This window comes from Mucilaginibacter sp. A3364 (assembly GCF_059690715.1).
Window position 1 is genome coordinate 1,423,157 of sequence record NZ_JCAWED010000001.1, and the last position, 14,498, is coordinate 1,437,654.

Genomic DNA, 14,498 nt, shown 5'->3' on the forward strand with positions numbered 1-14,498 from the left:
TGACAAGCGCCGGGTTATTTATAACTTAGCAACTGTATTGCATCAATCCAGTATTTTTTGTCATGATCAAAGATCTAAAATCCTTAAGCCAGGTAGCCGAGTTTCATAGTACATTTAAACACCCTATTTTAACTGAACCAGTTATACCGTCGGCCGAACGCTGTAAATTGCGTGTTGAGTTGCTGGCCGAAGAGTTGAAAGAGTTACAACAGGCTATTGACGATAAGAACTTGGTTGAAATTGCCGATGCGCTTTGCGACCTGCAATATGTATTGTCAGGTGCCGTATTGGAATTTGGTTTAGCCGAGAAGTTCAAAGATCTGTTTGATGAGGTGCATCGCTCAAACATGAGTAAAGCCTGCAAAACCGTTGAAGAGGCCGAAGAAACCATCGTCCACTACAAGCTAAATGGCAACGTCGAGTCGTATTTTAAAGAGATTGACGGTTTATACCTGGTATATCGCACACCTGACGATAAAACGCTAAAATCTATTAACTATTCGCCTGCCGACCTGACCCCGATATTGGGTTTAGCTTAATGTTAGAGATAATTTATCGCGACGAATATCTTGTGGCTATCAACAAGCCGCACGATCTTTTAGTGCACCGTTCCTCCATCGCTGCCGATGTCGAAGTTTTCGCATTGCAACTGCTGCGCGACCAGTTAGGTTTAAAGGTAAACCCTGCCCATCGTATTGATAGAAAAACTGCCGGCGTGTTACTTTTCGCTTTTGACAAGGAAACTGAGGTAGCCATGCAAAAGCAGTTTATGGAAGACAAAGTACACAAAACCTATTTAGCCATCGTACGTGGCCACACGCCCGATACAGGCGAGATAGACTATGCCTTAAGAAAAGAGAACGGTACGTTACAGGAAGCATTTACAGCATACACAACATTAAAGCGCGCTGAACTGGAAGTTCCGTTCGGTAAGCACGAAACATCCCGTTACTCATTAGTTGAAGTTAAACCAACCACAGGCCGTATGCATCAAATAAGAAAGCATATGAGCCATATTTTTCATCCCATAATTGGCGACCGCACTCACGGCTGCAATAAGCAGAATAAGTTGTTTAAAGAAAAATGGGAGATGATCACCATGTTGCTGCATGCAGCAAGCCTTGAGTTTAAGCATCCTGTTACCAATGAAAAGGTAATTATCGAAGCAAGCGTTCATCCGCAGTTCCAATCAGTTTTACAACTTATGGGCTGGTAGTTTTACAAACAAAGATATTTGTAGCATTGTATTGATTATATGACAGATACCTTAGATTACGAGCTGATACGCGACGACGACCAGTTGCACACTATTACCATAACCCCTTTAAATCAAAGTATACCCGGAGGCGATATTTATATAACCGGCGTTTTTAGGTTAACCGAGGGCGAGGTTGGTATGGGCGATATTGAATTTGACGACCAGCTGCAGGAGTGGCAATATACCGGCACCGGCGATCTGACCCTGGAGGAGGCCGCGCTGATAGCCGAATATATACAAGACCAATCAAAGCGCATTATGTAGTATCTTTGCGGGAGTTTGAAACCACCCTGTAATGATTGAAAAAGCGCTTGGTAACCTTAAAATAGCTGCATTAAATGCCATGCAAAATGCGGCACTTGCTGCTGATGCTAAGCGCGATATGGTGATATTATCGCCAACTGGCTCGGGTAAAACGCTGGCGTTTTTGCTACCCGTTTTGCAACAGCTTGATCCGGATATCCGATTGGTGCAAACCCTGATTATGGTACCATCGCGCGAGCTGGCTTTACAGATAGAGCAGGTTTTTAAAGCTATGGGTACCGGGTTTAAAATAAATTGTTGCTATGGCGGCCATTCTACCAAAATTGAAAAGAACAACCTGCTACAACCGCCTGCTGTTTTGGTGGGCACACCGGGGCGCATATCGCATCATTTGAGGCAAGAAAATTTTAGTGCCGAAGCTATAAACACCCTGGTGCTTGATGAGTTTGATAAAGCATTAGAATTTGGTTTCCAGGATGACATGTCAGCTATCATCAGGCAGCTGGAGCATTTGGGCCGCCGTATCTTAACTTCCGCTACGCGGATGGATAGTATACCCGCTTTTACCGGTGTGAAAGATGCGGTACAACTTAATTATCTCGATAGTAAAGTTGCCACGCCCGATCTGAAGCTTAAAGCCATAATAGCCGAACCTGCAGACCGCCTGGAAGCCTTGCTGGCCCTGGTAAGCAAAATTGGCAACAAAGCTACACTGGTATTTTGTAATCATCGGGAGGCGGTTGACCGGATAAGCGATACGCTTTGGAACATGGGTTTAACACACGATGTTTTTCATGGTGGTATGGAGCAGGAGGATAGGGAACGAGCGCTGATCAAATTCAGAAACGGTAGTCATAATTTATTGATCACAACAGATCTCGCTTCCCGCGGGCTGGACATACCCGAAATTGAATACGTGATACATTACCAATTACCTACCACACAGGAAGCTTTTGTGCATCGTAATGGCCGCACGGCTCGTATGCACGCTAAGGGTACGTCATATCTTTTATTATCTCCCGGCGATGAAATTAAATACCTCACGCAGCAACCGGAAATTGAAGACATACCCCAGGATTTACCTTTGCCCAAGCCGAGCCCATGGGCTACGCTTTATATTGCGGCCGGTAAAAAAGATAAGGTAAACAAAGTGGATATTGTTGGCTTATTAATCAAAAAAGGCGGTTTAGAGAAAGAGGAACTAGGCTTGATAGAAGTGTTGGACAAAACAGCTTACGCTGCCGTAAAACGTAATCGCATTGAGCAATTAGTGAAAAAACTAAAAGGCGAAAAAATAAAGAATCAAAAAGTTAAGATCGAAATATCAGCATAAACGATTATGAGCAATAACGATATAATGAAGAAGCTACGTGTAGCGATGAAATTTACCGATGACGACATAGTTAAGGTATTAGAACTGGCTAACTTCCGTATCACTAAAACAGAGCTAGGAGCTATCTTCCGTAATGAAGATCATCCTAATTTTAAACCATGCGGCGACCAGATACTACGCAATTTTTTAAACGGATTGATCATTCATCAGCGCGGTCCGAGGCCGCCAAAACCTCAACAGCCTAAAAATCCCGATCAGACCAAATAATTATTGCTGCGGTACCAGGCGATATTTGCCACTTTTAATGAGTTTCTGTATTTCGGGTGAAAACTCTTCGCGACCGCCGAAATCCTGCACCCAGTATTTGTTGTACATGGCCACACCAATTTCGCGGAAACCGGGGTTCATCAGGTTTTTGCAGTGATATTCGCTTTTAAACCAGCCATCGCTAACTTCAGCAATGCTTTCCTGGCCCATGGCTATGTTTTCGCCTATCTCGTAACTTTTAAAGCCTTTGTTGTCGTAGCCAACGGCAAATATTCTGTCCTTTATTTTGCGACCGTCTTTACTTTCATGCGCAAAATATTCTTTTTTCGCCATGTCTTTAGCGTGGCCGTAGGCAGCTTCCTCCAATCGCTCGTTCCAAACCAGGGGTGGGGCAGGTGCCATTTTGGTGGTGCCGCATTTACAACCCATAGATCGTACACGGTTTATGCGGTCTAGAAATTCTTTTTTAAACCTGGCTGTGCCGTTATCCTGGCTGTTGGTTGCCGGTGTAAATAGTCCAATAAAAACAAATGCTAATATCAACTGCTTCATATCGTGTTTGACTGCCTGCTACTCCCGTGGTTTAAAGTGCGATGCACGGGCTTTGCGGCGTCTCCTCCGTCTTTTTAATAATACAATAATGAGTATCAGGCTTACTAACGCTAAAGCGACGGTGAGTATTATAACGAGGCTATCTTTTTGGAATAGGTAGTCTTTGTAGCTTTTTTGACTGGCGGAGTATTCAGTTTTTTTTTAGTTATCACAGAGTCCTGCGAAGCGATTTTTGCGGTTAGCGCGGCTTTTTCGGCAGTTGCTATACTATCTTCAATATCGTTGCTACGTTTTAAAGCAATGGCTTCGCGTTTATGGTCTTTTAGGTGACTGTACAACAAAGCATATTTTTCCTGTACATCAGCTTCAACTCTCGGTAAATGATTGTCGGTAGATAGTTTTAAAGCCTCATTAAGGTCCTGCATAGCCAGGCTGTAGTCTTTGATCTCCATTTTGATAGAAGCCAGTTCGATCAGCGAGGTTAATATATTGGGAATGTCTTTTTTTATGCGCGATAGGTTATTAGACTGCAAGATGAACCATTTGGCCTGCGGGTAATTTTTTTGCGAGCGATAAACCTTAGCCAGGTTATCAAAGCAAGTACGTAAGCCAACGGTATCCTCAATACGTGAATAACCATGAAGTGCCAGGTAAATATAGTTAAGCGCGTTGGTTTGATAAATGTATTTGCCGCGCTTGGTTTTCACACTATCATATTTCATGTACTGCGTAGCCAGGTTGGCAAAGATCGCAGTCCTGAAAGTATCATTATCTATTTGGTTGGTGAGTAGTTTTTTTAGAGAATCAATATTATTCGGCAGAGATGTTATAGCCGGCGATTTTACTACAATAGTAGAATCAACCGCAGCCGCGAATGATTGCGAAGTGCAAAGTATTATGCTTAAAAAGGTAATAAGTTTCTTCATATAAAACACACACGCTATTGGCGGTACATTACCTGTAAATCAAATAGCGTGCCTGTGTAATAAATAAAACACAGATGCCGCTAAAATGCTAAGGTTCACCGATTTTGATGAAAACGGAGGCATAAATGTAGAATAAAAATTTATATAACAGTATACAAAATAGTACAGTTAATATAAACTTACATTTAGCTTATTAATTGAGTGTATTTGTTTAACCAACGGTTAATTACTTTGTTGGTAGCGAGGTAGTTAAACAGAGAGATGCCGGCAATAGCGCAAATGATGCCCGCCAATACATCAAGTACGTAATGATGACTGGTGTAAATAGCAGTTAGCCATATACCAACCATAACGGTACCTAAGATGATATTAGCATAACCCAGCTTGTTTTTTAAGCCGTAATACAGCACAATGATAGGGTAAGCCGAATGCAACGAAGGCATGGCTGCAAATACGTTCGAACCTTTTTCGTAAATAGATTTGAAGAGGGTGATATGAAAATACTGATCGAAACGAGCCAGACCACCGGTATTGCCCGGTGTGCCGGGGATGAAGTTAAAACCATGCTCCTGTATATACCACGGTGGTGCGGCAGGGTAGGTGTAATAAACTACAAAACCCAATAGGTTCACCACAAAAAAAGTAATGGCGAAGCCAAGAAACTGGCGGCGGTTCCTGAAAAACAAAAACGCTGCGAAACCCAGCGGTACAGGTATCCAGCATAAATAAAAAAGGCCGCCAATAATATCTAATGCATGTGTTGAATTGATCTTCCAGTATTCATTAGGTGTTAATATGTTGCCGTTATGGTTTATCCCGAAAATGCTTTTCTCGTGGTTATACAGATCTGCCATATGGATTTGGCTGATGGTGTAGTTGGGTATAGCCTTCATGTAATCAAAGATTATCCAATACACGATGAAAACCGAGAAGCCAAGTATAAACTTACGGGTGATGGCAGACGCGTAAAAGCATATGTTGAATATAACCAGCAGTACTACCTGATCTGATTTAAAGCCAACTACCCACGAAGAAAGTAATAAATACGCTATCGAGAGAAGCGAAACGGTTAATATAGATCGTACATTAACTGCTTGCCCCGGATTAACAGCACCATCCATTCTTACTTTTTAATAAAATCTGAACGGAAAATTTTGTCCCACAATGGTGAGCTAACGCCATAACCTTTATCAGGATCCTGGTAGTGGTGCAGCATGTGGTGCTGTTTTATTTTTTTCCAGAGATTACCTTTAAAGTTAAAGTGATGTATGGCATAGTGCGATATATCATAAAACAAGTAACCTAATATAAAGCCCGGGAAGAAACCGAACACATAGTTAGGTGGTAATATAGCATTGAAAAGGAAATAAAAACCTGTAGCCAGCGGTATGCTCATTGAAGGCGGTAACACCAAACGTTTGGCATCACTCGGGTAATCATGGTGTACACCATGAAATATGAAGTGTAACCTTAAGCCAATTTTGTTTTTAGGCACGTAGTGGAAAACAAAGCGATGCATAATGTATTCTACCAGAGTCCATACAAACAGGCCTGCGAAAAATAAGCCGATATAGTTTAATATGCCTAAGCTTTTGTCATAAGCAAAGTACGAGCAAACTAAAATAACCGGTACAAAAATATAAACAGGTACCAGGTAATGAACTTTTGAAAGCACCTCTAAAAGGTCGCTCTTAAACATTCTTACTGATTCCTGCGAATTTGATATATACTTTTTCTTCATGATATTAATCAGGGCTTAAAACGATGTACTATTTCCTTGCCTGTTGCTTGGTCCACACCCTTCAGTTCCACGTACACTACATTTGGGAGCCAAAAGGAGCCGCCTACAATTTTTACAAATATACGATTAAGAATGATTTGCTTTTGGTCTACTGTGGCTAAGATACGATATTTTCCATCGGTACCCTTGTTAAGCAACAGCGGAAATTTTTTGTATGACACAAATCTTACATCGTACTGATCATTCGCCAGTTTTTTGGTGACCAGGCCGTAGGCGAATTTGCGCTGTATATAAGTCAGTTCTTCTTTCTGGCCTTTTTCGGCATAACGTATCCAGTAAACATGTATCGGGTTTTCGTCGTCGGTTAGCTTGCCGTTTTTGTCGTCGTTAAGCTCGTAAATAATGGTATTAGTGTTAGCCGTGCGTTGTACATAAAATAAACGGCTAATATTATCAGCAGGGGTAGGCTGTTTTTCATCATCATCAGCAACCGCTATAGCTGATAGCTTAACTGCCGATTGTGGTTTGTTTGCCGCAGATGAAAAAGTATAAAGTAGAGATAATAATATGGTAAAAAGTAACTTCATTTATAGAGTAGAATTATTCTTTTCCTGCTCCATTTTTTCGATGCCTTTTTTGGCTTCTTTTAAACGGTTAAAGGCAGTTATATTGGTTAGAACGGCAAGTAGGGTAATTGGTATAGTGAAGATAGACATGGTTTCAAACACATGGAACTTCAGGCCTGGTATAAATAATTTATAGTTACCGCCGATGTATAATGAGCTTACACCGCATATCATGGCGCACAAACCAATGGTTACCACGCGCTCAGGGCGTTGCATCAGGCCACCTTTACACTCTACACCCAAACCTTCGGCGCGGGCGCGTACGTAGCTTACCATCATGGAGCCTATCAGCGCAAAAAACGCGAATATCGAACTCAGGAAATAGTGGTGACCAACCAGGTAATAGCAAATACCGAAAAACATCACCAACTCGCTATACCTATCCAACACAGAATCGTATAGCGCTCCAAAGGTTGATTTCATGTTGCCTAAACGTGCCACCTGCCCGTCAAGCATATCAAACAAACCTGCAAAAAGTATTAATCCGCCTGCCCATCCAACATAGGTAAGGTCGCCACGGTTGCCTTCTTCGGCTCCTTTAATAAATACAACGGCAACACCGGCATTAAGTACAAAGCCAATAGTAGTAACGGCATTAGGTGTAAGTCCCAGCTTAATTAAAAGCTTAACAAAGGGGTCTATGACCTTGTAGATACCTAACTGTAGGCTTGTGCGTAATGATGTGTCTTGTGCCATTGTTGTGAAAATGTTGTTTTATGTTAAAAATCGAATTTAACCCTGGCGCGTATGCCGTACTCCGACACATCCGGGTGATCCAGGTAGTTAAAACGTTTCACCATATCAATACGAATAAACTTAAAAATGTTTTCGATACCCACACTTGCTTCCATATAAGGCGTGTTACCAATAGCATAAGTAATTGGCGCGCCGGTTTCTGTTACCGGGTACTGGAACAAATTTGGATGCAGACTAGGATTGTTTTTATCAGTAACCGTACCGTAAATAGCTTTAAATGAAGCAACCTCACGCAGTTTTAATTTCTTTAACAAAGGTATTTTGTTAAAGAAGAAACCCTGGAAGTGCTGATCCACGTTTACGCTTACGCTCTTATCACTCACAAACTCTAAAAAGTTCATTAAGTTATACGAGTACAAGTCATAGTTATATGACTGGTTAGCTCTAAATATATTCAGCAATGGATATGGCACCTGGCTTAACATCCAGCTACCTTCAATAAAGGTATCAGCAAAACCTAGCTGCGATAGATTAAAGCGTTTATCTACACGGGCATGCAGGTTATGATAGTTGTACTGGCCGCCAAACAGATTTTTTAAACCCAACTGGTAATCAATAGCAAAAATAGGGTACTTGCCCGGGATAGGGATACGATAGATCTTACCTTGATAAAACTTCTCGTTAGGCGCGTAGCGGAAGCTGAAAGTAGCCTCGCTGGTTGTCAGATCATCTATACGACCGGTATTGTTTTGATAGTATAACGAACCTGCAGGCGTTTGAGTTAATTTTTTAAACGTAAAACCGTACGACAGGTGATTTTCCTGTTCCAATACGTAATCAAAGCGATACAAGTCATTGTATAGATACTTATCGTTTTTACCACGCTTGAATGATAGCAGGAAGTTGTCCTGTTGTACAAACTGTAAGTTAGCACCCGGTATTTTGGTATCGCGGTTAAAGCTGGCGCGAATGTATTGCTGCGGGAATTTGTAGATTGATTTATTGTTCAGCGAGTAAGTAGCGCTGAAGAAATATTTCCATTTTTGGTCGGTGAAACCATAAGCGCCGTACGTTTCAAAATAGTAGCGTTTGCTTAAGGCCGGGGTAGTACGGCCACCCAAACGCAGTTTTAAACCCTCAACCGGGTTAAAGCTGTAGAATGTATTCGCCGGGCCAACCTCAAATTTGCCAAAATCCTTATAACCTGCCAGTAAAAGCGTAGCAATATCAACCGTACGTTTAAACGATGGCATTTTGGTTAAACTGTCAATGTTGGTGTAAACTTTTGATTCAGCAAGACTCAGCGTATCCAAACGATTCTCTGCCCAGAACGAATCCGGTCTGTTTTTAACTTCTTCCGAGATCTCTTCGGCCGGTACGTTGGTATAAGTAGTATCCGGGCGAGGCTGGTTAAGCAGGTAGTTTTTATAAGTTATAGTACGTATACCAAAGAAACCGCTCTTCCTGTTTTTGCCGGTTTTAAACTCGGCCAGGGTAGTGCTTTTGCTTAAGTGGTAACGACCATCAGGGTTTTGTTCAAAATCCTGGTTAACATTCATCGAACTTAAAAAGTTAACGTTGATGTTTTTATTAATACCCAATTTAACTTTTTGTACGGCGTAGGTGCTATCGATAGTTACGTATATTTTTCCCTCAAACATAATATCCTCGGTATTACGTGGGGTAAAGCTTAATTCAACCAGTTTACGACCAGTTTCGGTAGTAACGGTATCTGTAATAAAGAATTTGTAAAATGATGGTGCTGTACCTGCAATAGGGCTCAAAAAGTTTTTAGTGATCAGGAAGATATCCGCATCATAAATATCAACCTTAGCATACATATTCTTAATGTAATCGCCAAAGCCATCGCTATCCACCGCGCTGCCAAAGTCAACACCTTTTTGGCCTAACAACACAGTGCGTTCTTTCTCCGGGTTTTTACGGAAATAGTATTGCGACAACTTTTCGTCCAGGTAAAATGGTAATAATGATTTGCCCGGCACGGTAGTGCTATCGCGGTTATCTAATAAGAATTTATATTTACGGAAGAACTTCTTGTCGCTCAGGGTCATTGATACATTGCTTAGCGCAAACTGCAGCTTATCATATTCCTTCCACTCTACATAGTTATAGGCTTGTGGGCGGTTCTTCTCTTTATTATCAATAACTTTTTGGATCAATGCTACGGCCGGGTTATCGCGATTGCGGTAACGCACTTTTTTACCGCCTTTAATCTCCACTTCATCCAACTGATCGTTGGTTTCAGTCATTTTAATATTAACCACCTGCGCTTTGCCCGGTTCAATATTAAGTATTACTTCCTTGTAACCTAAAAAGGTTGCTTTAATTTGAGTGTAAGGTTTATTGGCACTTATAGAAAATCTGCCGTCGGCGCTGGTAGGGCCGCCTATGTTGGTGCCGTTAAACGATACCGTTACAAATGGCAAAGTTTCTTTGGTTTTTGCATCAGTAACCGTACCTGTTACCACAGTGGCTTGTGCAAACACCAACGAAGTGTTAATTAATAAGAAAGCTATTATTGATAAGCTTCTGAAAAGTTTTTTTAGATCCATTTACTTTGTTAAATACAAACTTGTTGTATCGCGTTTTTATGCTAATTTGCCTTATCTTTAAATCAATAAGGTAGTGAACAGTTTAAATGCCTCACGTTTAGCACACCAACCAGTTTGATTTCAGGGTACAAAGATAGAAAAAATCTCTACAGACTTCTGTGGTCAAAAAGTCAAATAATAGTTTTTACCGACTCTAAATAGTGCTAATTTTCTACCGCGAAAGGGCATTAAAGCAACTTAGACCATAGTAAGGCCTGAAATGTTACACTGGCATATACTCCCGCCAAAACATCATCAAACATTACACCCCAACCACCTGGCAGGGCTTCCATTTTACGAATGCCTAAAGGCTTGACAATATCAAAAAAACGGAAAAGGATCAAACCAACAATTAGGTACTTTACAGATATAGGGACAAATAGGAGGGTGATGAACTGGCCTGCAACCTCGTCAATAACCACGCGGCTGTGGTCTTTACCCCAATAAGGTTCAACTACGTTGCCGTTCCAAACGCCAAGGAAGGTGACGATAAGGGTTAAAATTATGGCCGGAATTGCCTGAAAGCCTGCCGGGAAGATAAAATACCAGCATATACAGGCAAAAATGGCTGCCACCGTACCACCACCTTTACCTACGTAACCGATGCCGAAAACAGTAGCAGCCAATTTGTGAAAAAACAGCATGTGTTATTTTCTATTGTATTTATTATTCTTCGTAATAATCTAAACCTAAGTGCGTTATCAGGTCTTCGCCCATCATGTGGCGTAAGGTGTTCTCCAATTTTATTAACTGTTTGAAGATATCGTTCTCAGCATGTAAGCCCGGCGCTGTTTGCGGCGATTTTAAGTAGAATGATAACCATTCCTGCACACCATGCATGCCGGCACGTTTAGCCAGGTCGCAAAACAGAGCTAAGTCTAACGCGATGGGGGCAGCCAGGATCGAGTCGCGGCAAAGGAAGTTGATCTTGATCTGCATTTTGTAGCCTAACCAGCCAAAAATGTCAATGTTGTCCCAGCTTTCTTTGTTATCGCCGTGTGGCGGATAGTAGTTGATGCGGATCTTGTGGTAAATATCGCCGTACAATTCTGGATTGTCTTCCGGTTTGAAGATATCTTCCAGTACACCCAGTTTTGAAACTTCTTTGGTTTTAAAGTTATCCGGATCATCCAATACCATACCATCACGGTTACCCAGGATGTTGTCAGAGAACCAGCCTCTAACACCTAATGAACGTGCAGCCAGGCCGGGAGCCAGGATGGTTTTCATTAAAGTTTGACCAGTTTTGAAATCTTTACCGGCGATAGGAGTCTGGGTTAAACGAGCTAATTCGATCAGGGCCGGGATATCAACTGTTAAGTTTGGCGCGCCGTTAGCAAACGGAATACCTTGTTTTAAAGCCGCGTAAGCGTAGATCATACTTGGCGATATCAGCTTGTCGTCGTTTTTTAAACCTTCTTCAAACTTAGCTAAAGTGCTGTGCACGTCTGATGGTTCGTAGTAGATCTCGGTAGATCCGCACCATACTAATACGATACGATCGCAACCGTTAGTTGCTTTGAAGTTTTGGATATCCTCAATTACCTGTTGAGCCAACTCATAGCGGGTACCGGTTTTTACGTGAGTAGCAACCAGGTTTTTCGCGTAGTTTTGGTCGAAAGCAGCCTTCATAGGCTGAATAGCTTCCAACTCGGGTTTAATTTGGTTTAATAACGATGTTTCTAAAACGGCAGCATTAATGGCGGCATCGTATACATTGTCCGAGTATACATCCCATCCACCAAATACTACATCGTTTAAACTAGCCAGGGGTACAAAATCTTTAATTTTAGGACGACGGTTCTCAGTACGTTTTCCTAAACGGATAGTAGCCATTTGCGACACGGAACCAATTGGTTGTGAAATTCCTTTCCGTACAGCTTCAACACCGGCAATAAGGGTAGTAGCTACAGCACCCAGGCCCGGTATCAAAATTCCCAGCTTTCCTTCAGCGGGTTTGATGTTGTTTTTCATTGATGTTTGTAAATTGTTATTGGTTATTTGTAAATTAATATGGTTCGGTTAGATGATGGTTAAAGCCATTTATTGGTTTTGTACCATTTTAAAGTTTCGGCTACGCCTGATTGTAAATTATACTGCGGTTTAAAACCAAGATCCTTCTTTGCAGCCTCAATGCTGCAATTCCAGTTAACAGCACTAAGCTCATTAAGTTTTTCGCGGTTCAAAATAGGCGCTTCGTTTCTCAAAGAACTTATTTTTTCGGCTATGGTAGCAATCAATTTTACAAAGTTTACAGCCAAATGAATTTTGAACGGTTTTACATTCAAAACGCTTTTGGTTAAACGGCCCAGTTCATAACGGTCGTAAAAGCTATCATCGGATATATTGTAAGCTTTACCATCGCCCTTATGCAGGGCTAATATGGCGGCTTTAGCCAGATCGACCACATAAATAAAGCTTAGCTTTTGCTCAATGCGACCAATGTAGGGCTCAATGCCTTTGGTTAGTTGTTGAAAGAAAACAAAGATCCCAGTATCGCGCGGGCCGTAAACCGCCGTAGGGCGTAGTATAGTGAAGTTTAAACCTTCAACAGTTTTTAGCTTTTCTTCCGCCAGTATTTTGCTTTCGCCGTAGGCTGTCACCGGGTGTGGTTTTGTCTCTTCGGTTATAATGCCTTGTAATTCGTTTAGTGGGCCAATACCCGCCAGACTGCTTATCAGCACAAACTTTTTAACTCCGGTGGCAACAGCTGCCTGTGCCAGGTTGTAAGTATAATCAGCATTAATGGTATTATATTCCTCAACAGAACGTGCGCGGGTAACGCCTGCGCCGTGGATAATATAATCGTATTTCTTTTCGGCAAGTTCAGCTTTTAAACCGTCGGCATTGGTGTAATCCGGGTATACGTACTGTACGTCGAGATCTTTCAAATGCTCCACCTTGCTGTTTTTCCGCACCGCGGCATAAACTTCAAGATTGTTTTGTAACGCCTCGTTTATTAAATGATACCCAACAAATCCGCTTGCACCGGTTATTAAAACCTTTTCTTTCATATCTGCTTTTTGTACATGCGATATGTTTTGTACGGATCGCCTTTTATAGCCTTAATGGCTTCGTTTATCATGGTGTTGTTTTCCAAAGTCCAACCGGCCTCGGCCCATTTTAAACCTTTGGCAGTGTAGTTTTTAATGATGGTGCCGTAAAGCACAGCCTCAATACCCATTTTACGATAACCGTCAACCACACCTAATGCATAAATGCGCAGGCTTTGGATATTCTTTTTACCAAACAATAATTTGAAAATACCGGTAGGCAGTAAACGTCCTTTTTTAATGGTTTTAAATATCTCGTTGTAGTTTAATAAGGCTAAACCAAATGCTACAATCTTACCATCCTGCTCGGCAACTAAAGCGAAATCAGGATCAAGGATCAGTTTCAGGTCGTTGGCCAGGTAATCAAACTCCTCATCAGTTAAAGGCACAAAGCCGGTGTTCTGATCCCAGGCCGAATTGTATACCTCACGCAGCTTTTTGGTTTCTTCCTTAAAGTTTTTCAGGTTTACCTTGCGGATGATGATGTTATTGCGTTGCAGGCGGCCTTGCAGCGCATCTAACAAACGAACAGACTTATCATCGTAGTTATTACCATCCCAATGCCAGGCTATCAGGTCAACATCCTTTTCAAAGCCAGCCTTGTCAATCAGATCGGCGTAGTAGGGGAAGTTATACGTTTGCATCAATACCGGCGAACTGTCAAAACCTTTGATCAGCAAACCGCAAGGCTCGTTGGTTGAAAAGTTAACCGGGCCCAGGAAGCGTTCGGTAACGCCTTTATCTTTCAGCCAGTCTGCCGCTACTTTGAAAAGTAGGTTGGCGGTTTCCTGGTCGTTTATACAATCAAAAAAGCCGAAGAAACCATCGTTTACTTTATTATATTCGTTGTGCGCATTGTTCAGGATAGCGGCTATACGACCGATGATCTTATCGTCCTCATAAATTAAAAAAGGCTGTACCTTATTGTGTTTATGAAAAGGGTGTTTGGTTAACAGATCGCGCTGCGCGATAAAAAGTTCGGGTACGTAGTACGGATCGTCTTTGTAAAGTTCGTGTGGAAAATCAATAAACGCTCCAAGCTCGCTTTTTGAATTAACCGGAATTATCTTTTTCATTTGGGTGCTGATGAAGTAGATGTGTTAGTTTATAATGACAGTAATAGCCGTTAAAGGTAGTATTAAGCAGGTGCTTATACAAAATGTGCGGCTA

At 41.7% G+C, this 14,498-nt stretch carries 16 protein-coding genes; 5 read left to right on the top strand and 11 right to left on the bottom strand.

Annotated features, from left to right (window positions below; all coding sequences use genetic code 11):
• The first annotated feature begins 62 nt into the window (after window positions 1–62).
• From AC59JT_RS06290 to AC59JT_RS06310, 5 genes are read left to right on the top strand one after another with little or no spacing between them, the layout of a single operon-like run.
• Window positions 63–539: a pyrophosphohydrolase domain-containing protein gene (locus AC59JT_RS06290; protein ID WP_497396893.1), complete on the top strand. Its 477-nt coding sequence runs from the start codon at window positions 63–65 to the stop codon at window positions 537–539.
• Window positions 539–1,216: a pseudouridine synthase gene (locus AC59JT_RS06295; RefSeq protein WP_497396895.1), complete on the top strand. Its 678-nt coding sequence runs from the start codon at window positions 539–541 to the stop codon at window positions 1,214–1,216. Before AC59JT_RS06290 ends, AC59JT_RS06295 begins: the two co-directional genes overlap by 1 nt.
• Window positions 1,217–1,255: 39 nt before the next feature.
• Window positions 1,256–1,522 (top strand): hypothetical protein, encoded by a 267-nt coding sequence (locus tag AC59JT_RS06300; RefSeq protein WP_497396897.1) that lies wholly within the window; start codon window positions 1,256–1,258, stop codon window positions 1,520–1,522.
• 31 nt (window positions 1,523–1,553) lie between these two features.
• Window positions 1,554–2,855, top strand: a complete 1,302-nt coding sequence (locus AC59JT_RS06305) for a DEAD/DEAH box helicase (protein ID WP_497396899.1) — start codon at window positions 1,554–1,556, stop codon at window positions 2,853–2,855.
• A 6-nt stretch (window positions 2,856–2,861) separates the two neighbouring features.
• The gene (locus AC59JT_RS06310; protein ID WP_497396901.1) at window positions 2,862–3,122 is read left to right on the top strand and encodes a DUF1456 family protein; all 261 of its coding nucleotides are present in this window, start codon (window positions 2,862–2,864) and stop codon (window positions 3,120–3,122) included.
• Here AC59JT_RS06310 and AC59JT_RS06315 read toward each other — a convergent pair whose 3' ends face one another.
• The 11 genes from AC59JT_RS06315 to AC59JT_RS06365 all read right to left on the bottom strand — a co-directional run bounded on the left by AC59JT_RS06315 (window position 3,123) and on the right by AC59JT_RS06365 (window position 14,404).
• Window positions 3,123–3,674, bottom strand: a complete 552-nt coding sequence (locus AC59JT_RS06315; protein WP_497396903.1) for a CAP domain-containing protein — start codon at window positions 3,672–3,674, stop codon at window positions 3,123–3,125.
• A 128-nt stretch (window positions 3,675–3,802) separates the two neighbouring features.
• Window positions 3,803–4,600, bottom strand: a complete 798-nt coding sequence (locus AC59JT_RS06320) for a tetratricopeptide repeat protein (RefSeq protein ID WP_497396905.1) — start codon at window positions 4,598–4,600, stop codon at window positions 3,803–3,805.
• Between the two features lie 185 nt (window positions 4,601–4,785).
• Window positions 4,786–5,721, bottom strand: coding sequence for a phosphatase PAP2 family protein (locus tag AC59JT_RS06325; RefSeq protein ID WP_497396907.1), 936 nt, complete (start codon window positions 5,719–5,721; stop codon window positions 4,786–4,788).
• Between the two features lie 2 nt (window positions 5,722–5,723).
• The gene (locus AC59JT_RS06330; RefSeq protein ID WP_497396909.1) at window positions 5,724–6,341 is read right to left on the bottom strand and encodes a sterol desaturase family protein; all 618 of its coding nucleotides are present in this window, start codon (window positions 6,339–6,341) and stop codon (window positions 5,724–5,726) included.
• 8 nt (window positions 6,342–6,349) lie between these two features.
• On the bottom strand, window positions 6,350–6,928 hold the full coding sequence (locus AC59JT_RS06335; RefSeq protein WP_497396911.1) for a DUF4833 domain-containing protein: 579 nt from the start codon (window positions 6,926–6,928) through the stop codon (window positions 6,350–6,352).
• Entirely contained in the window at window positions 6,929–7,663 is a 735-nt protein-coding gene (locus AC59JT_RS06340) for a CDP-alcohol phosphatidyltransferase family protein (protein ID WP_497396913.1), read from the bottom strand.
• Between the two features lie 23 nt (window positions 7,664–7,686).
• Window positions 7,687–10,236 (bottom strand): DUF5686 and carboxypeptidase-like regulatory domain-containing protein, encoded by a 2,550-nt coding sequence (locus AC59JT_RS06345; protein WP_497396915.1) that lies wholly within the window; start codon window positions 10,234–10,236, stop codon window positions 7,687–7,689.
• Between the two features lie 227 nt (window positions 10,237–10,463).
• Window positions 10,464–10,919, bottom strand: a complete 456-nt coding sequence (locus AC59JT_RS06350; RefSeq protein ID WP_497396917.1) for a phosphatidylglycerophosphatase A family protein — start codon at window positions 10,917–10,919, stop codon at window positions 10,464–10,466.
• Window positions 10,920–10,941: 22 nt separating this feature from the next.
• Window positions 10,942–12,249, bottom strand: coding sequence for an inositol-3-phosphate synthase (locus AC59JT_RS06355; protein ID WP_497396919.1), 1,308 nt, complete (start codon window positions 12,247–12,249; stop codon window positions 10,942–10,944).
• Between the two features lie 59 nt (window positions 12,250–12,308).
• Window positions 12,309–13,289 carry an NAD-dependent epimerase/dehydratase family protein gene (locus AC59JT_RS06360; RefSeq protein WP_497396921.1) on the bottom strand — a complete coding sequence of 327 codons (981 nt, stop codon included), beginning with the start codon at window positions 13,287–13,289 and terminating at the stop codon, window positions 12,309–12,311.
• Window positions 13,286–14,404, bottom strand: a complete 1,119-nt coding sequence (locus AC59JT_RS06365) for a hypothetical protein (protein ID WP_497396923.1) — start codon at window positions 14,402–14,404, stop codon at window positions 13,286–13,288. The genes AC59JT_RS06360 and AC59JT_RS06365 overlap by 4 nt, the downstream gene beginning before the upstream one ends.
• Window positions 14,405–14,498: the final 94 nt, after the last annotated feature.